Origin of the sequence: Azospirillum sp. A29, from assembly GCF_042604625.1 — a bacterium.
Taxonomy (GTDB): Bacteria; Pseudomonadota; Alphaproteobacteria; order Azospirillales; family Azospirillaceae; genus Azospirillum; species Azospirillum palustre.
The window spans coordinates 437,344-454,967 of sequence record NZ_CP170470.1; the positions used below are offsets into that span (position 1 = coordinate 437,344).

Annotated in this window: 19 protein-coding genes; 9 read left to right on the plus strand and 10 right to left on the minus strand. The window is 70.5% G+C overall.

The genetic code is table 11. From position 1 onward, the window contains the following. Positions 1-34 precede the first annotated feature (34 nt). Positions 35-811, minus strand: coding sequence for a 4'-phosphopantetheinyl transferase family protein (locus ABNQ38_RS37790; RefSeq protein WP_377811570.1), 777 nt, complete (start codon positions 809-811; stop codon positions 35-37). Between the two features lie 103 nt (positions 812-914). Here ABNQ38_RS37790 and ABNQ38_RS37795 point away from each other — a divergent pair, with 103 nt between their 5' ends. The 4 genes from ABNQ38_RS37795 (at position 915) to ABNQ38_RS37810 (ending at position 4,233) form a co-directional block, all read left to right on the plus strand. Continuing rightward, positions 915-1,895, plus strand: a complete 981-nt coding sequence (locus ABNQ38_RS37795) for a phosphoribosylaminoimidazolesuccinocarboxamide synthase (protein WP_377811571.1) — start codon at positions 915-917, stop codon at positions 1,893-1,895. 15 nt (positions 1,896-1,910) lie between these two features. After that, positions 1,911-2,864 (plus strand): D-2-hydroxyacid dehydrogenase family protein, encoded by a 954-nt coding sequence (locus ABNQ38_RS37800; RefSeq protein WP_377811572.1) that lies wholly within the window; start codon positions 1,911-1,913, stop codon positions 2,862-2,864. A 25-nt stretch (positions 2,865-2,889) separates the two neighbouring features. Further along, positions 2,890-3,642, plus strand: coding sequence for a phosphatase PAP2 family protein (locus ABNQ38_RS37805; protein ID WP_377811573.1), 753 nt, complete (start codon positions 2,890-2,892; stop codon positions 3,640-3,642). A gap of 96 nt (positions 3,643-3,738) precedes the next feature. After that, entirely contained in the window at positions 3,739-4,233 is a 495-nt protein-coding gene (locus ABNQ38_RS37810) for a hypothetical protein (protein ID WP_377811574.1), read from the plus strand. Positions 4,234-4,255: 22 nt separating this feature from the next. On the opposite strand, the gene ABNQ38_RS37815 is transcribed toward ABNQ38_RS37810, so the two are convergent. Genes ABNQ38_RS37815 through exbB form a run of 4 tightly spaced genes read right to left on the minus strand, consistent with a single transcriptional unit; the run spans position 4,256 to position 7,781 of the window. Next, on the minus strand, positions 4,256-5,512 hold the full coding sequence (locus ABNQ38_RS37815; RefSeq protein ID WP_377811575.1) for a PepSY-associated TM helix domain-containing protein: 1,257 nt from the start codon (positions 5,510-5,512) through the stop codon (positions 4,256-4,258). Positions 5,513-5,554: 42 nt separating this feature from the next. Beyond that, on the minus strand, positions 5,555-6,409 hold the full coding sequence (locus ABNQ38_RS37820; protein WP_377811576.1) for an energy transducer TonB: 855 nt from the start codon (positions 6,407-6,409) through the stop codon (positions 5,555-5,557). Then, the gene (gene exbD, locus ABNQ38_RS37825) at positions 6,406-6,834 is read right to left on the minus strand and encodes a TonB system transport protein ExbD (protein WP_098735982.1); all 429 of its coding nucleotides are present in this window, start codon (positions 6,832-6,834) and stop codon (positions 6,406-6,408) included. Before exbD ends, ABNQ38_RS37820 begins: the two co-directional genes overlap by 4 nt. A 5-nt stretch (positions 6,835-6,839) precedes the next feature. After that, positions 6,840-7,781 carry a tonB-system energizer ExbB gene (gene exbB, locus ABNQ38_RS37830; RefSeq protein ID WP_377811577.1) on the minus strand — a complete coding sequence of 314 codons (942 nt, stop codon included), beginning with the start codon at positions 7,779-7,781 and terminating at the stop codon, positions 6,840-6,842. A gap of 366 nt (positions 7,782-8,147) precedes the next feature. Here exbB and ABNQ38_RS37835 point away from each other — a divergent pair, with 366 nt between their 5' ends. Genes ABNQ38_RS37835 through ABNQ38_RS37845 form a run of 3 tightly spaced genes read left to right on the plus strand, consistent with a single transcriptional unit; the run spans position 8,148 to position 9,734 of the window. After that, positions 8,148-8,402 (plus strand): hypothetical protein, encoded by a 255-nt coding sequence (locus tag ABNQ38_RS37835; RefSeq protein WP_377811578.1) that lies wholly within the window; start codon positions 8,148-8,150, stop codon positions 8,400-8,402. Between the two features lie 55 nt (positions 8,403-8,457). Then, complete coding sequence (locus ABNQ38_RS37840; RefSeq protein WP_377811579.1) at positions 8,458-9,261, plus strand: SDR family NAD(P)-dependent oxidoreductase; 804 nt, start codon at positions 8,458-8,460, stop codon at positions 9,259-9,261. Next, positions 9,258-9,734: a nuclear transport factor 2 family protein gene (locus ABNQ38_RS37845; RefSeq protein WP_377811580.1), complete on the plus strand. Its 477-nt coding sequence runs from the start codon at positions 9,258-9,260 to the stop codon at positions 9,732-9,734. Before ABNQ38_RS37840 ends, ABNQ38_RS37845 begins: the two co-directional genes overlap by 4 nt. On the opposite strand, the gene ABNQ38_RS37850 is transcribed toward ABNQ38_RS37845, so the two are convergent. From ABNQ38_RS37850 to ABNQ38_RS37865, 4 genes are read right to left on the minus strand one after another with little or no spacing between them, the layout of a single operon-like run. Next, positions 9,667-10,224 carry a DUF3833 domain-containing protein gene (locus tag ABNQ38_RS37850; protein ID WP_377811581.1) on the minus strand — a complete coding sequence of 186 codons (558 nt, stop codon included), beginning with the start codon at positions 10,222-10,224 and terminating at the stop codon, positions 9,667-9,669. The two genes, ABNQ38_RS37845 and ABNQ38_RS37850, sit on opposite strands and share 68 nt — an antisense overlap. A 17-nt stretch (positions 10,225-10,241) precedes the next feature. After that, a complete protein-coding gene (locus ABNQ38_RS37855) occupies positions 10,242-11,504 on the minus strand; it encodes a class I SAM-dependent methyltransferase (protein WP_377811582.1) in 1,263 nt (420 codons plus the stop codon). A gap of 26 nt (positions 11,505-11,530) precedes the next feature. Continuing rightward, positions 11,531-12,403 (minus strand): DUF1365 domain-containing protein, encoded by an 873-nt coding sequence (locus ABNQ38_RS37860; protein WP_377811583.1) that lies wholly within the window; start codon positions 12,401-12,403, stop codon positions 11,531-11,533. Next, positions 12,403-13,785, minus strand: coding sequence for an NAD(P)/FAD-dependent oxidoreductase (locus ABNQ38_RS37865; protein ID WP_377811584.1), 1,383 nt, complete (start codon positions 13,783-13,785; stop codon positions 12,403-12,405). Before ABNQ38_RS37865 ends, ABNQ38_RS37860 begins: the two co-directional genes overlap by 1 nt. A 224-nt stretch (positions 13,786-14,009) precedes the next feature. Between ABNQ38_RS37865 and ABNQ38_RS37870 the strand changes: the two genes are divergently transcribed. Further along, positions 14,010-14,660, plus strand: a complete 651-nt coding sequence (locus tag ABNQ38_RS37870) for a sigma-70 family RNA polymerase sigma factor (RefSeq protein WP_377811585.1) — start codon at positions 14,010-14,012, stop codon at positions 14,658-14,660. Then, positions 14,657-15,385, plus strand: a complete 729-nt coding sequence (locus ABNQ38_RS37875; protein WP_377811586.1) for a ChrR family anti-sigma-E factor — start codon at positions 14,657-14,659, stop codon at positions 15,383-15,385. Before ABNQ38_RS37870 ends, ABNQ38_RS37875 begins: the two co-directional genes overlap by 4 nt. A gap of 24 nt (positions 15,386-15,409) precedes the next feature. On the opposite strand, the gene ABNQ38_RS37880 is transcribed toward ABNQ38_RS37875, so the two are convergent. Beyond that, positions 15,410-17,479 (minus strand): methyl-accepting chemotaxis protein, encoded by a 2,070-nt coding sequence (locus ABNQ38_RS37880; protein WP_377811587.1) that lies wholly within the window; start codon positions 17,477-17,479, stop codon positions 15,410-15,412. Between the last annotated feature and the right edge of the window lie 145 nt (positions 17,480-17,624).

Genomic DNA, 17,624 nt, shown 5'->3' on the forward strand with positions numbered 1-17,624 from the left:
ATCTCCCTCTCCCAGGACGGGAGAGGGCGCTTTCCTACCCCGCGAACCCCGCCCCCATCACCCGCGTTTCCACCGTCCAGCCGGTGCCATGCGCCGCGATGGCGGCGATGGTGCCGGGGAGCACCCGGCGGTCGAACAGGCTCCAGTCCGCCGGCACGCCGACATCGCCGCGCAGGTCCTCGCCGATCTCCAGCAGGGCCGGCGGCGCCTCGGGCCGCACCTCCACCGCGAACCGGTCGAGCGGCATCGACAGCCCGACGCCGGCCGCCTTGATGAAGGCCTCCTTCCGCGTCCAGGCCAGCAGGAAGCCCTCGTCCCGCCGCTCCGGCCCCAGCCCCTGCAGCGCAGCGCGCTCGGTGGCGTGAAAGAAGCGGTCGGCGATGCCCTCGGCGCTCTCGATGGGACGAAGCCGTTCGATGTCGACGCCGATCCGCCCCTCCGCCGCCACGGCGATGGCGAGGCTGTCCTCGCTGTCGCTGAGGTTGAAGGCGGGGCCGCCGGGCAGCGACGGCTTACCGTGCGTCCCATAGTCGAAGACCAGCCCCGCCGGATCGCGGCCGGTGCAGCGCCCCAGCAGCAGCCGCAGCAGCCCGCGGCGCAGGATGAAGCGCTCGGTCAGCCTCTCCACCAGGAACCGGTCGGCGCGCTCCCGTTCGTCGTCGGACAGCAGGGCGCGCATCGCCGCCTTGTGTTCGGACAGCGCGGTGAGATCGGCGAACCAGACGCGGACGACTCCGGGGGCCAGGACATAATCGCCGGCAAGCCCGGTTGCGGCCCCGGCCTCCGGCATTTCGATGGTCCCGTCATGCATCGGACAGCGATCCTCCCTCTTAAATTAGCGTCCTGGCTCCGGCAGGGGTTTCGGGTATCATGCGCGCCTCTCGCATCCGCCCCTGCATCCGGACCAGGATCCCATGGTTGACACCGCCCTGCTCGCCCCGCATCTGACCAACGTTCTTCGCGACGCCTTCATCCCGGAGCTGCCCAATCATTACCGCGGCAAGGTGCGTGAAAACTACGACCTTCCGGACGGCAGGCGCATCCTCATCACCACCGACCGTCTCTCGGCCTTCGACCGCGCCCTGACCGCCATCCCGTTCAAGGGGCAGGTGCTGACCCAGACCGCCCGTTTCTGGTTCGAGGCGACGAAGGACATCTGCGCCAACCATGTACTGGAATATCCGGACCCCAACGTCGTGGTGGCGAAGCGGCTGACCATCATGCCGGTCGAGGTCGTGGTCCGCGACTATATGGCCGGCACCACCGGCACCTCGATCTGGTCGATGTACAAGCAGGGCCGGCGCGAGATGTACGGCCACATCTTCCCCGACGGGCTGCGCCAGAACCAGAAGCTGGGCACCCCGATCATCACGCCGACCACCAAGGCCTTCGACGCCGGCCATGACGAGGAGTTGACCGCGACCGAGATCGTGGACCGCAACCTGCTGACCCGCGCCCAGTGGGACGAGGTGTCGGACAAGGCGCTGGCCCTGTTCGCCCGCGGCCAGAAGATGGCGGCCGACCGCGGCCTGATCCTGGTCGACACCAAGTACGAGTTCGGCTTCGACGCGGACGGCAACATCCTGCTGGCCGACGAGATCCACACGCCCGACAGCTCGCGCTACTGGTTCGCCGGCAGCTATCAGGAGCGGTTCGAGGCCGGCGAGAAGCCGGAGAGCTTCGACAAGGACTTCGTCCGCAACTGGGTCGTCGCGCGCTGCGATCCCTACACCCAGGACGTTCCGGAGATCCCCGCCGACGTGGTTCTGGAGGCCGCCCGCGTCTACATCGAAGCCGGCGAGACCATCACCGGCCGCCCGTTCGAGGTGCCGGCGACCGCCGTCCCGGTGCTGGACCGCATCCGCGCCAATCTGGCGCCCTACTTCAACAAGTAAAGGGGGACGGGCTCCATGCGCATCGCCATCCTCGACGACTACCAGGGGGTTGCCTGCGACCTTGCCGACTGGTCGCGGCTTCCCGCCGGGAGCAGCCTGACGGTGTTCGAAAAGCCGCTTGGCGATGAGAACGCGGTGGCGGCGGCGCTGGAGCCCTTCGACGTTCTGGTGATCATGCGGGAACGCACGCCGTTCCCGGCCTCCCTGATCGGGCGGCTGCCGAACCTCAGGCTGCTGATCACCACCGGCGCCCGCAACAACGCCATCGACCTGAAGGCCTGCGCCGCCCGCGGCATTCCCGTCTGCGGCACCCGCATGGTCGGGGCGCCGACGGCGGAACTGACCTGGGGCCTGATCCTGGCGCTGGCCAAGCGCATCCCGACCGAAGAGCGGGCGCTGCGCGAAGGCCGCTGGCAGACCGGCCTGACCGGCGATCTCGGCGGCAAACGGCTGGGTCTGGTGGGCTTGGGCAAGCTCGGCAGCAAGGTCGCCAGGGTCGGCCAAGCCTTCGGCATGGAGGTTGTGGCCTGGAGCCCCAACCTGACCGACGAGCGCGCAGCGGATGCCGGCGTGACCCGCGTGGAGAAGCACGCGCTGTTCGCGACCTCCGACGTGGTCAGCGTCCATCTGGTGCTGAGCGAGCGCACCCGCGGCGTGGTCGGGGCCGAGGAGATCGGCGCGATGAAGCCGACCGCCCTCTTCGTCAACACTTCGCGCGCCGGGCTGGTAGACGAGGCGGCACTCGCTCATGCGCTGAGCCACGGCCATATCGGCGGCGCCGGCATCGACGTCTTCCCCATCGAGCCTCTGCCGAAAGACAGCCTTTGGCTTGACCTTCCCAACACCGTGCTGACGCCCCATCTCGGCTACGTGACGCGGGAGAATTACGCGGTGTTCTACCGCGACGCCCTGGAGGACATCCTGGCCTGGACGGCCGGCTCGCCGGTGCGGCTTCTCTCTCCCGCCTGAACGGCAACAGGGATGGAGGGTGCGGGTGAACCGGAACGAAGCGGTCGGAGGCGGCGGTAGAAGCGGGTTCTGGGCGAAGCTGAGCCGGCACCGGCTGGGGATGCTCGTCAGCCTCTCGGTGATCGCCGGTCTGCTGTTCGGCTTCGTCGAACTGGCCGGCGAGGTGATGGAGGGCGAAACCACCGCCTTCGACAAGCGCATCCTGCTGGCGCTCCGCGATCCGCTGAACCCCGACCAGCCCGGCGGTCCCTGGTGGCTGGCGCGGGTGGCGCGCGACATCACCTCGCTCGGCAGCACCACCATCCTCGCCATCCTGACCGTCGCCACGCTGGGCTTCCTGCTGCTGCTGCACAAGCGGGCGGCGGCCCTGCTGGTTCTGGTGTCGGTCGGCGGCGGCGGGATGCTCAGCACCGTGCTGAAGATGCTGTTCGACCGCGCCCGCCCCGATCTGGTGCCGCATGGCGACGAGGTGATCTCCGCCAGCTTTCCCAGCGGCCACGCCATGCAGTCGGCCGTCGTCTACCTGACGCTGGGCGCCCTGCTGACCCAGTTCGTCGAGGGCCGCCGTACCAAGGCCTATCTGCTGACCTGGGCGATGGTGCTGACCCTCATCATCGGGTCGAGCCGCGTCTATCTCGGCGTCCACTGGCCGACCGACGTGCTGGCGGGCTGGAGCGTCGGCGCCGCCTGGGCGGCCTTCTGCTGGATGATCGCCGAATGGCTCCAGCGCCGGGGTGCGGTGGAGCAGGACCGGCCGGAAACCACCGCCGGACGCTGATCCGGGTGCATCGCACAAAAGGTTAACAAGCGGGTTGAATAAGCTCGCTTGCCGACCGATAGTGTCGGCCCTAACCCTTTTGGATCGGGCCGCACCATGCCCCAGGGCACCCTCGACCGCGAAACCCTCGAAGCCGTCGGCGTCCTCGCCCGCGCGGTGGAGCGCGAGCGGGTGCCCGGCGTCCTGGAATGCCGCCTGCTCGCCAACGCCCTGAAACGGACGCTGGACAGCGGACGGGAGAACGAGTTGAGCGAGGCGTCGCGCGTGTTCCGCACGCTCGACGCCGAGCTGCGCGACCGCATTGTCGCCCGCGCCCGGGTCGAGGCGCAGCAGGCCCGCGCGCAGGCGAAGGCGGTGGAGACGGTGGAGACCGACGCCAGCCGCGATGTGGTGACGCAGGAGATCCCGGCATTGCCGGCCCGACGCGGTGCCGAACCGAAGGGCCGCGCCGGCACCAATTTCCTGGCCGCCCTGAACGGCCTGCGCCCGGCGGCCACCGCCGGCAGCCGAGGTGCCGCCCGCGACCGCCTGCGCGCCGCCGTCGACTCCCAGCGGCGGGTGGGCAAGCGGATGGAACCGACTCTGGATTGATGGGCGAGCGGGCGCCCTACCCTTACTCCGCAGCCGCCAGCGCGGCCGCACGCTCTGCGTTCTTGGCCCGGCGGGCCTTGCGCTTCAACCACCACATCAGCGTGCCGGTGACAGCGAACAGCGGCGGCAGGATGCCGGACAGGAAGACCGCCCATTTCCACAGCGCCCCCAGCCCCTCGCCGGCATGCAGCGGGCGCTGCCACGCGATGAGCGTCTCGCCGGCGCTATAGGCTGCCGGATCGCGGACCTCGGCCACCTGCGCGGTCCAGGGATCGACGAACACCGTGGCGATGGGCGCGCCATGCGCCTGCCCGGCCGGGGCGAGGCCGATCCGGTACGCCTGATCCGGCCGTGCCGGCGGCGAGACGGAGCGCAGGGCCGCTTCCGGCATCGCCTCGCGCGCCAGGGCGACCGCGCGGTCGACATCGATGGGGGTGGCGCCCTTCACCGGCTGGACCGTCACCGCGGCGCGCAGGTCGCGGGCCGGCAGAACCGACGACATGCCGGCCCCCAGCGTCTGCGGGAAGGCGAGATAGACGCCGGAGAAGCTGACGATCAGAAAGACCAGCAGCGACCAGATGCCGACCGCACCGTGCAGGTCGCGGTGCAGGCGGACGCCGCGGGCGCCGGCCTTGACGGTGAAGGCGGCCTTCCAGCGGCCCGGCCGCGGCCACCACAGGACGAGGCCGCTGACGCCCAGCACCAGCATCGCCGCACCCAGCCAGCCGACCAGTTCGCGGCCGCTGCGGTCGCGGATCAGCAGGTTGCCGTGCAGCATGTGGACGGTGCGCAGGAAGCCGCCGGACGCCTGCGCCGGGTTGGCGCCGGTCACCGCCAGCGACACCGGATCGATGCTGAGCATGCCGACCGGTCCCCCCTGCGGCGCCGGAGCGCCTTGGGGAGTACCTTGAGGAGCACCCTGCGGCCGTTCACCGCCCCGTTCACTGCTGCGTGCGGCGACGAGACGCACCGTGGCCGGGCGGCCCGGCTCTTCGGGCAGGACCAGGAAGCCCGGCTGCGTCCCGGCCGGTGCGGCGGCGCGGGCGGCGGCCAGGATGGCGGACACCGGTTGCATCGGACCGTCGGCCGGCGTCCCGGACAATTCCCGGACAGGCGCGTCGCCGGTCAGGCTGCGCAGCTCCTCGTCCACCACCAGGATGGACCCGGTGATGCCGAGGACGACCAGAGGCAGGCAGAGGATCAGCCCGACCCACAGATGGATGTTCTGAAGCGTGCGGTACCACAGGCGCTGGCTGCGCGGCTTGCTGGCGTTGGCCATGGGATGGGCTCTGACGGGATAAGCGGTTGGACGGGCTGCGGGTCAGCGGATGAAGAACTGGACCGGAACCACCAGTTCGATGCGGTCCTTCGCCATCTCCTCCGGCGGGGCCGGCAGGGGGGAGGCGCGGCGGACCATCTCCACCGTCTCCTCGTCCAGCGAACTGACGCCGGAACTGCGGTCGAGCTGGACCGACAGGACGTTGCCCTCGCGGTCGATGGTGAAGCGGACCTGGGCGACGCCTTCCTGCCGGCGGGCCTGGGCGGCGCGCGGGTAGCGCTTGTGCCGTTCCAGATGGCTCAGCAGCCGGCCCTGCCAGCTCGGCACCGCCCGGCTGGGCGCGGCCGACGGCGCCGGTGCCGCCGGGGCGGGCGCCTGGGACGGCGCGGGCGGAGCGGCCACCGGTGCGGGCTGCGCCGGCTGGGCGACCGGACGCGGCGGCTTCGGCTTCTCCGGCTTCGGTTTCGGCGCTTCCTTCTTCACCTCGGGCTTGGGCTTCGGCGGTTCGGGCGGAGGCTTGGGCAGCACGACCTCCGGCTCGACCACGGGGGGCGGCTCCGGCGGCGGAGGCGGTTCCTCGACGACCGGCTCGGGCTCCGGTTCGGGCGGCGGCGGTTCGATCACCGGCTCCGGCATCGGTTCCGGCAGGGGGATGTCGATGGCTGGCGTCGGTTCCGGCGGAGCCACCGGCAGCGGGGCGAGTTCCAGCAGAACGGCCGGCGGCTCGGCCTCAGACGGCATGATCGGCACATGCCAGGCGACCATCGCGACACCGGCCGCGGCATGGACGCCCAGCGCCACCATCAGGCTGCCGCCCCAGCGGAAGGCTCCCCACCCCGGCCGCTCCCCATCGGCAGCGGACCAGTCGGCGGGACCTTGGTCGAAGGCGGCACTCATGGGGCGGGCGCCGATTCCAGCCCGACGAGGCCGATCTTCAGGTAGCCGGCGCCGCGCAGGCTGTTCATCACCTCGGTCAGGGCGCCGTAATCGACGGTCTTGTCGGCACGCAGGAAGACGCGCTGCGTCTTGTCGCCGTTGGTGGCGGCGTCCAGCGCCGCACCCAGCGCTTCCTTCGTCGTCGCGGTTTCGCCCAGCGACAGCGTCTTGTCGGCCTGGATGGTCAGGAACAGCGGCTTGTCCGGCCGCGGCGTCGGTGTCGCGGTGGAGGCCGGCAGATCGACCGGCACATCCACCGTCGCCAGCGGTGCCGCGACCATGAAGATGATCAGCAGGACGAGGACGACGTCGATGAAGGGCGTGACGTTGATCTCATGGGTTTCGGTCAGATCGTCTTCGTTGCCGGAGCCGAGGCGCGCACCCATCGCTCTTACTCCGCCGCACGGGAATTGCCATGAGCCTGAACGCCATGGCCCGCTACGGCATGGGGCCGCGGCAGGGCATGGCGGTCGATGTCGCGGCTCAGCAGGCGCAGCACGGCGGCGGACGCGTCGGTCAGCTGCGCCTTGTGCCCGCCGATGGCGCGGCTGCAGGCGTTGTAGACCACCACTGCCGGGATGGCGGCGACGAGGCCGATGGCGGTCGCCAGCAGCGCCTCGGCGATGCCCGGCGCGACGACGGCGAGGTTGGTGGTCTGCGCCTTAGAGATGCCGATGAAGCTGGTCATGATGCCCCACACCGTGCCGAACAGGCCGATGAAGGGACCGGTCGAGCCGATGGTGGCGAGGATGCCGGTGCCGCGCGCCATGCGCCGGCCGGCCGCCGCCTCGATCCGCTCCAGCCGCGAGGCGGCGCGGTCCATCAGACCGTCGCGCGACGGCGCATCGGCCGACATGTGGGTCTCCGCCAGCACCGCGCGGACCAGCGCGCCGGCCGTGCCCTGGCTGAAGCCGACCCGCTCCGCCGCCTGCGACAGCGACCGCGCCTCCTCCAGCATCTCCAGCGCCGCACGCGCCTTGCGCTTGGCCGAGGTCACCTCCGCCGTCTTGGCGATGGCGATGGTCCAGGTGACGACCGAGGCGAGCGCCAGACCGACCATCACCGCCTGCACCACCGGGCTGGCGGTGACGAACATGCCCCAGGGCGACAGGTCGTGCGGCAGCGACGCCAGCGCCGCCGCCGCGTCCGGCACGCCCTGCGCCGCTCCCTGGGCCGCTCCCTGAGCCATGCCCTGTGCCGCCCCTTGCGCCACACCCGGCCCGGCCGCGGCGGGCGCGGCAGCCTCCTGCGCCTGGACGGCGCCGGCCATCAGTACCCCGGCGCCGGCAAGGACGGCGGCCAGGACAGGACGGTGGCGAAACGATGTCGGCATGGCGGTCCAACTCCCCCTCGGCGCGTGCCCCGCACGCGCACTGCAAAAAACCCGATGGCGCTCCGGAACAATGCCCCGAAGCGGATACCCCACCGCGGTTATAATGCGAATGAGTCGCACTCGCACTGAAAATCGACCGCGCCCAGCGGGGATTCGGTCGTTTTTTGTGGGAATTCGACACCGTCCGGCCGCAGTTTTATTGGCCTGACGAACCATCCCGGGGCAATAAGTGCGCCTGTGACCAAGTGCGAATAAGTCTCACTACCATCGTTCCGGTCCTTTGTCGCGAAGAATCTCGACGTACCGCAACCTTCCGGCACTCCCGCCGGTTGAACCGCCCATGGAACAACGCCAGGGAGACGGCCGATGACCCAGCTTTCGGTGGTGGAGGAGAAAGGTAGCTTCCGTCTGGTGGCCAGCGACGGCCGCTTCGCGGTGGTGGAGGCGCGGGCGGGACAGGTGTTCGGCCTGCCGGACGACTCCGGCGGCGGTCGCGACGGTGCTGCGGACACCCCCGACGGCATGGCGTCGGTCGCCCATTGGACCGGAGAGGACGAGGCCCGCGCCCTGATGCGCGACCTGTCGGAGCGCGGCGACCGGCTGGCCCGCCGCATCTGGTGATCCGGCCCAACCTTGGCCACGTACCGCAACGGTTGGATTGTGCGGGGCGCGCGCCATGAACGGTACGGACGGTGACAGGAGCAAGGGCTTGGACGGCGGTTCGCAGGGCGTCACCTGGATCACCGGTGCCGGCAGCGGCATCGGCCGGGCGCTGGCGATCCACCTCGCCAATGCCGGGGCGCGGGTGGCGCTTTCCGCCCGCACCGTCGAGGATCTGACGGCCGCCGTTCAGACGGTGCCGGACCGGATGCACATGTTCCCGCTCGATGTGACCGACCGCAAGGCGACCGCGGCCACCGTCGACGCCATCGAAAGCGGGCTGGGGACCATCGACCGGGCGGTGCTGAATGCCGGCACCCACAGCCCGATGTCGCTGGAGGATTTCTCCGCCGACACCGCCCGCCGGCTGATGGAGGTCAACTATATGGGCGTCGTCCATGGGCTGGAGGCGCTGCTGCCGCGGATGCGGGCGCGCGGGCGCGGACAGCTGGCGGTGGTGGCCTCGGTCGCTGGATACCGCGGCCTGCCGACGGCGGCGGCCTATGGCCCGACCAAGGCGGCGCTGATCAACCTGTGCGAATCGCTGAAGCCCGACTGCGACCGCGCCGGGATCAGGCTTCAGCTGGTCTGCCCCGGCTTCATCGACACGCCGCTGACCGCCCGCAACCGCTTCCCCATGCCGGACCTGATGCCGGTGGAGGATGCGGCACGGGAGCTGGCCGACGGGTTGGGTCGCGGACTTGACGGGGACCAGTTCGAGATAACCTTTCCCCGGCGCTTCACCCGCAAGCTGAAGCTGGCGCGCTGCCTGCCCTATCGGCTTTACTTCCCCCTGGTGCGCAAGGCGACGGGAGCATGACGGACGACGCCAGAAGCCGGGGGCTGGACGCCTGGGCCGACTTCTTCGAACATCTGAGCCTCGACACGCTCGACCGGCTTGCCGCGCTGACGGTGCCGGAGGTGCGGTTCCGCGACCCCTTCAACGACGCCCGCGGGCGCGATGCGGTGCGCGCGGTGCTGGTCCACACGCTGAACGGCTGCCGCGACCTGCGCTTCACCGTCACCCACCGGCTGTTCGCCCCCGACTTGGCGATCCTGCGCTGGCGGTTCGAGGCGACGGTGACCGGCATCGGACGCATGGACGTCATCGGCACCAGCGAGGTGCGGCAGGCCGCCGACGGGCGGGTGGCCGAACACATCGACCATTGGGATTCCGGTGAGCATGTCTATCTGCGCCTGCCGCTGCTGGGCGCGCCGCTGCGCCTCATTCAGCAGCGGCTGGGGGGACGGCGGCCGGAGGGACGGCGGCCGGGCGCGCATCCGCCGCGTTGACGGCGTCGGGCCGCGCCAGCCGGCCTTCGGGCAGGAAGAACAGGCTGAGCGTGCCGATCCACAGGCCCCAGCGATAGACGTTGGCGCGGTTGATCAGCGCATCGCCCGGTTGCAGCCACATCCAGTCGTCGAAGCGCACGCGCCAGCGGTCGCCGCCCACCTTCAGTGCCATCTCGTAGGTCCAGTTCAGCGCGTTGCCGGCCGACCGTCCCACCGCCGTGCCGATCACGTCGTCGGCCAGCCCCTCATACCGGCCCTCCGCCGTCCTGGCGATGCGCCAGACCCGGCGCTCGGTCTCGCCGTCGGCATAGAGGAAGCATTCGTCCAGCACCAGCTCCCGCCCGTCCCACTGCCCGTCGATGGCGACCGTAAAGCTGCGGCGCAGGGTGCCGAAGCGGTCCTCGAACACCCCCCAGGCATGGGTGCGCCCGGCGAAATACTGCTCGATCCGCAGTTCGGGCGTGTTGGCGGCGAAATCCTCGATCTTCATCGCAAGGGTCCCTCCGCTCACAGCTTGCGGAAACGCCAGAGCCCGACATCGATGGTCCCGGCGCGGAAGCCGGCCTCGCAATAGGCGAGGTAATAATCCCACAGCCGGCGGAACCGCTCGTCGAAGCCCAGCGCCGCCACCTGCGGCCCGGCCTCCAGGAAGCGCCGCCGCCACTCCGCGCAGGTCCGGGCATAGGAAGCGCCGAAGGTCTCGACATGCTCCACCACCAGCCCGGCCCGCTCCGCCTCGGCGCGCAGGGCCGACGGGCAGGGCAGCAGGCCGCCGGGGAAGATGTGGCGCTGGATGAAGTCGCAATTGCGGCGGTATGAGGGAAAACGGGCATCGTCGATGGTGATCGCCTGCACCACTGCCGCCCCGCCGGGAGCCAGCCGGTCGCGCAGGGTGGCGAAATAGCGCGGCCAATGCTCCTCCCCCACTGCCTCGATCATCTCGATGGAGACGATGCGGTCGAAACTGCCGCCGGCATCCCGGTAATCCGTCAGCCGCAGATCGACCCGGTCCGCCAGCCCGGCCGCATCCACGCGGCCGCGGGCGAAGGCGAGTTGCTCCGCCGACAGGGTCAGGCCGGTGACCGAGGCGCCGAAGCGGTCGGCCAGATGCTCCGCCATGCCGCCCCAGCCGCAGCCGATCTCCAGCACCCGGTCGCCGGGACGGAGCTGCAACAGCTCGGCGACGCGGGCGATCTTGGCGTCCTGCGCCTCCTCCAGGCTCTGGCCCTCCCGCTCGTAGAGGGCGGAGGAATAGGTCATGCCGGGGTCGAGCCACAGGCGGTAGAAGTCGTTGCCCAAATCGTAATGGAAGGCGATGTTGCGGCGGCTGCCGCGGCGGGAATTGGCATGGCTGCGGTGGAACAGCCGGTTGGCGAGCGCCGCCGCCGGGAGGCCCTTCAGCGCATTTCTCTTTGAATTGGCACTAAGCTCCCCCTCGTTGCGGATCGCCAGTTCGATCAGCGCCGGCAGGTCGCCGGTGCGCCACAGCCCGTCGCCATAAGCTTCCGCCATGCCGATGCCGCCGCCCAGCAACAGACGCCGCGCCGCCGCCCCGTCCAGCAGGGTCAGGTCGGCCCGCGGCCCCTGGGCTGGATCGCCGACGCCCATCGTCCGCCCGTCGGGCAGGCGCAGGGTCAGCTCGCCTCGGCGGATGCGGCCGGCCATCCTCGCCAGCGCGGCGGTCCACAAATCCCCTCCGGTCAGCAGCCGCAGCCATCGGGGCTGCCGTCGGAGCGTGCTTGCAGCGATGTCGGTAGCCATGTCGGTCATGGACGGAAAGCCTTCTCGGAAAACGGTCAGGAACGGGTCGGGGCGATACGCGTCGCGCCGGTGCCCCCCGCGATTCCGTTGTTGACGATGGTGACGGGATGGGCCGGGGCCGGCGGGCGCGGGCGGATCGCCAGCCCCTTGCGCCACAGATGCAGCGCCTCCCAATGGATGCCGGCCACCACCTTGGCGGTCATCAGCGGATGGCGGGCCCAGGCGCGCAGGATGGCGCCATCGGTCAGTTCCACCCGCCGGGCGGTCAGCGCAGCGTGCAGCACCGGCCCCCCGGCATCGGTCTGGCGGATCGAGACCGCCAGCGGCTCCCCGGCCAGCCCGCCGGGCGGGCGGATGCGGAAGTGATAGGCGGTCTCCATATCCATGAAGGGCGAGACGTAGAAGCCCTTGTCGCAGCGCTGGCGCACCAGCCCGTCCGGTCCGGCCGCCGCCGGGATCAGGTAGGCGTGGCGCTGCCCGAAGGTGTTGGACACCTCGTGGATGATGGCGGCGAGCGTCCCGTCGCGGCGGTGGCAGAACCAGACGCAGAGCGGGTTGAAGACGAAGCCCAGCACCCGCGGGAAGCAGAGCAGCCGGACCGGCCCGCCTCCTTCGATCCCGGCGGCGGCGAGCTGGCCCCCGGCCCACTGCTTCAAGCCCTTAATCTCCCTCTCCCCGGGGGGGAGAGGGGATTCACCACCCAACGGGCCGAAATCGTCATCATTAAAACCGAGCAGTCCGAAACGATTGTGGGCGAACAGCCGCAGCTCGCGGTCAAGCCGGGGAAGCTCGTCCAGATCTGCCAGCAGGCTGAACACCCGGTAGGACAGCCGGTGCCGCACCGGCTTCACCCGGTGGTGCATGACGCTGCCGACATAGAGGCCGGAGGCGAAGGGCCGCACCTCCATCACACCGCCTCCAGCGCGGCGGCACGGGCACCCGGCACCGGTCCCACATGGATGCGGCCGGACGGGTTCGCCACCGTCCAGGGCCGGGACAGGCCGCCCAGCGCCTCCGCCACCGCAAGCCCGGCCTGCGCGCCGTCCTCGTGGAAGCCGGCGCCGAAATAGGAACCGGCGAACCAGGTCCGCCGCTGCCCTTGCAGGCTCCACAGCTGTTTCTGCGCCGCCAGCGCCTCCATCCCGAAGATGGGGTGGTCGTAAAGGACGCTGCGCAGGATGCTGCCCTCGCGCGGTGGGCGCACCGGGTTCAGCGTGACGAACAGGTCGCGCTCCTGGGGCAGGAAGCCTTGCAGGCGGTTCATCCAATAGCTGACGCAGACGGCGTCGCGCCCATTGTCGCCCTGCTCGGCCAGATAATTCCAGCTCGACCACACCGCCCGGCGCTTCGGCATCAGGGAGGCGTCGCTGTGCAGGATGGCAAGGTTGCGTTCATAGCCGAAGGCGCCCAGCAGCCGGCGCTCGTCCTCGCCGGCATCCTCCAGCAGGGCCAGCGCCTGATCGGCATGGGTGGCGATCACCGCATGGTCGTGGGCGCGCACCGCACCGCGGCGGTCGCGCACCAGGACACGGCCCCCCTCGCGGACGATGCCCTCCACCGCACGGTTCAGGCGCAGGGCGCCGGGCATGTCGGCCAGGATGCGTTCCACATAGCTGCGGCTGCCGCCCTCCACCGTGCGCCAGACGGGCCGGCCCTTGATCTTCAGCAGGCCGTGGTTGTCGCAGAAGCGGAGGAAGGCGGCGGCGGGATGGTCGCGCATCGCGACGGCCGGGGTCGACCAGATCGCGGCGGCCATGGGCAGCAGATGGTCGCGGACGAAGGCGTCGGAATAGCCGCCGCGGTCCAGCACCTCGCCCAGCGTCAGCGTCTCCGCCGCCGGGCCCTGCTGCAACTCCGCCAGCAGCCCCGGCGCCTCGCGGTAGAAGCGCAGCAGGTCGGACAGCATCCGCCAGAAGCGCGGCCGCAGCAGGTTGCGCTTCTGCGCGAACAGGGTGGCGAGCGAACTGCCGGCATATTCCACCCGCCCTCCGTCCAGCGAGGCGGAAAAGCTCATGTCCGTCGCCCGCGTCGCCACGCCCAGATGGTCGAACAGCGCCACCAGATTGGGATAGCAGGGCTCGTTGTAGACGATGAAGCCGGTGTCGACCGGACCGGCGCCGTCCGCCTCCACCGTGTTGGCGTGACCGCCCGGCCGGTCCTCCTTCTCGTACAGGGTGACGCGGTGCGACTTCGACAGCAGCCACGCCGCCGACAGTCCGGCGATGCCGGCGCCGATGACGGCGATGTCGAGCGGGGCCGGCGGGCTGGTCTCGGGCGATGAATGCGGCATGGGGCAGCGCTCTTTGGGGGGACTTGGCGGTAATCGGCCAGGGTTTCGACGATGTCCGGGACCGCACTCTATCCGGATTGGGTAGGCTCGGCGTGTGATCGGGATACGGAGGCGGGTCGCGGTTGGATCATCGCCACGCCCGCGCTTTCCCGCCACCCGGCCGAACGGACAAAAAGACAAGGGGCGGCAGTGATCCGAAGCGCAGGCGTCGGCGTAACTCCAGCATGATCGCCCTCCTCGCCACTCTTCTGACGCACGCCGCCGGAGCGGACCGGGCCAAGCCGGACCGGGCAAAAGCCGGGCTGGCGGCGCGCGGCTGCGACGATCCGGCGGCAGCCCGGCTGTCCGCCGATCTGGTCGCGGTGGCGGCGGGTGACCGTCAGGCCTTCGCCCGGCTGTTCGCCCATTTCGCCCCGCGGGTGAAGGCGTACATGCTGAAGTTGGGCATGCCGGCGCAGCGGGCGGAGGATCTGGCACAGGACACCATGCTGTCGGTGTGGCGCAAGGCCCAGCTCTACGATCCGGCGAAGGCGGAGGCCGCCACCTGGGTCTTCACCATCGCCCGCAACCTGCGCATCGACGCGCTGCGCCGGGAACGGCATCCCGAGGTGTCCGACGACGAACTGCTGGAGCATGAGGACGACCGCCCGCCCGCCGACGAGCTGCTGGACGGCGACCGCCGCGCCCGTCGCCTGCGCGGCGCGCTGGCGGCGCTGACGCCGGAACAGGCGGAAGTGGTTCGGCTGTCCTTCTTCGCCGACCTTGCCCATCCGGCCATCGCCGAACGGCTGGACGTGCCGCTGGGCACAGTGAAATCGCGCCTGCGTCTGGCCATGGTCAAGATCCGCAAGGCGTTGGGAGACGACGACCGATGACCGCCAACCAACCCGATGCCGCCCTGGCCCTTCTGCCGAACCACCATCCCAGCGATGCGTTGCTGGTGGCCTACGGTGCCGGCAGCCTGGGAGAGGGGCTGTCGCTGGCCGTGGCGGTCCATCTCGCCCATTGTCCCGACTGCCGCGCCACCCTGGCGGAGGTCGAGGCGCTGGGCGGCGCCCTGCTGGAGGATCTGCCGCCGGCCCCACTGGAAAGCCTGTCGCTGGCCGCCACCCTGGACCGGCTGGACCGGGAGGAAGCACCGGCCAATCCCTGTAAGGCGCTGCGCCTCAAGCCGCACTGGAGCAAGCTGAAAGCCGCGTCCACGCCGGAACCTGCGACGATTCTGTCCCGTCCGCTGCGTGCCTATGCCCGCTCGCTGGACGGCCTGTCCTGGCAGCGTCTGGCCCCCGGCGTGCGGCGGGTGGAACTGCTGCCGCGCACGGCATCCGGCGGCGCGGCGCAGCTTCTGCGCATCGCGCCCGGCACCGCATTGCCCCACCACGGTCATGGCGGTCTGGAACTGACCGTGGTGCTGAGCGGCCATTTCGCCGACGAACTCGGCCGCTACGGCCCCGGCGATCTGGCGGAGGTCGACGGCGACACCAACCACCAGCCCATCGCCGACAGCCACCGCGACTGCATCTGCCTGATCGCGACCGACGCGCCGCTGCGCTTCACCGGCCTGATGGGCCGGCTGATGCAGCCCTTCATCGGGCTGTAGGCCGGCGTCCGGAAAGCCGCGAGGTCACGCAACAGCGGCCATCGGCGCCAGACCATGGGTCAGGCGCTCCACCTCACGCCCGACCGCCTCCTGGTCGGCGTCGGACAGATCGAACTTCACATGCAGCCGTCCGCGCTCGCTGGACTTGACCCGCGCCGTGAGCGGCCGGGACACCCCGTCGATGCGCAGGGTCACCGTCCCGCCGGTAAGATGGTCGGGAGCACCGGTTAGCATGGCGCCACCCGCCGACAGGTTGGCAACGACGGCACGCATCGGGCCGGCGCCCGCGACCTCCAGAACGCAGCCCATCGACACGGCGAAACGCGGGCGCTGGCGGCGGTCGACGTCGCTGGTGGCGGTTCGCACCACGCGGATCAGCACGTTGCGCAGGGCGTCGATGCCGCCGGCGACGTCGTCCGCCACCGCCCGCACCTCGCCGGCGCGGTTCTGGGTGGAGTCCGCCTCGGCGGAAACGCGGCCGATGCGCAGCGACACCTCCTTCGCCGCGTCGCTGGTCTGGCTGACCGAGCGGGCGATCTCCTGGGTCGCCGCCGCCTGCTCCTCCACCGCGGCGGCGATGGAGGAGGAAATCCCGGCCACCTCGTCGATGGTTTCCGCCACCTCGCCGACGACGCCGACGGCCGATGCGGTCACCGACTCCACCTCGGCGATCAGCGAGCCGATCTCCTCGGTGGACCGCGCGGTCTGGCTGGCGAGGTTCTTCACCTCGTTCGCCACAACGGCGAAGCCCCGCCCGGCATCGCCGGCCCGCGCCGCCTCGATGGTGGCGTTCAGCGCCAGCAGGTTGGTCTGGCTGGCGATGTCGCCGATCAGCCGGGCGACGGCGCCGATGCGCTCGACCGATGCCGACAGCCGCTCGATGGTGGAGCGGGCCAGCCCCGCCCGCTCCACCGCGCGGCCGGTGACCTGGGTGGCGGTCGACACCTGCATGCCGATGTCGCCGATGGAGGCCGACAGTTCCTCCGTCGCGGCGGCGACGGTCTCGGCGTTGCTCAGCGCCTGCTGGGCGGCGGCAGCAACGTTCTGGGCGTTGTCGCTGACCTGCACCGCCGATTCCGCCATGGCGCCGGCATTGCCGCTCATGCGGCTGGTCCGTTCGGCGACATGATCGACGGCGACGCGGGTCTCGCGCTCCACCTTCTCCGCCATCGCCTCCAGCGCTTGGCGCCGCTCCTCCTCGCCTTTGCGGCGGGTCTCCTCCTGGGCAAGGCGCAGCCGGGCATTCTCCCGCGCGCCCTGCTGGAAGACGCGGACGGTGTCGGCCATGTGGCCGATCTCGTCCCGGCGCTCGCTCAGGCCGACCTCGACGTCCAGGCTGCCGGCGGCCAGCGCCACCATGGCGCGGCGCAGCCGCTCCAGCGGGCGGATCATCGCTGCCTCCAGGAAGACGACGCAGGCCGAGGCCATCAGCAGGATCACCAGCCCGGCGCCGATCAGGGTCCAGCGCAGCCCATCGGCCGCCTCCCGCACCGCCCCGATGCCGCCGGTCAGCTCCTTCAGCCGGTCGGCGCTGAGGGCGACGACGCTGGCGCTCAGCGCCTCCATGCTGTCGCCCATGGCGTCGGCGACGCCGTCGAACTCGCCCATGATCCGGTTGCCGGCCTCCGGCCCGCCGTCGATATAGGCCTGCGCCATGCGCCGCCCCATCTCGTAATAGGGGCCGAAAGCCTTGCGGGCGCGTCCGATCTCGTCGACCACCTGGGGCAGGGTCAGCGCCTGCGCCAGTTCGGTAGCCCTGGCGGTGTGCTCCTCGAACCGGCGGGCATAGTCGGCGGCCTTTTCCGGACCGTCGTTCATGCCGTCCAGCCCGCGGGTGGCGGAAACGTCGGTCAGCCACTGCTGTGTCTGCACCACGTCGAACCGGATTTCCCCAACCAGGGAAACCAGGGGAATGACGCTGCCGACGAGGTCATGCGTGTCGTGCTGCACCTCCGACAGATGGTCGGTCTGCCGGGTCATGTCGCGCATGGTGAGGACCGAGGACAGGCCGACCGCGGCGAAGACGAACACCGCGACCGCCACGACCTTCGCCCGGATCGAGATGACGTGGAGAATGCTTCCGGCAGCCATCATGATGAGGAACTTTGCCGGTTAAGAGTACGAATGATCGGCACAGGCCGAGACTGCATACCCTAGACTTTCCACACCATTTGGTCACCGAAAATACTTTCTAACGGATGCATGTGCGACACGAAGTCGCTATTGTTCTTGAGAAACT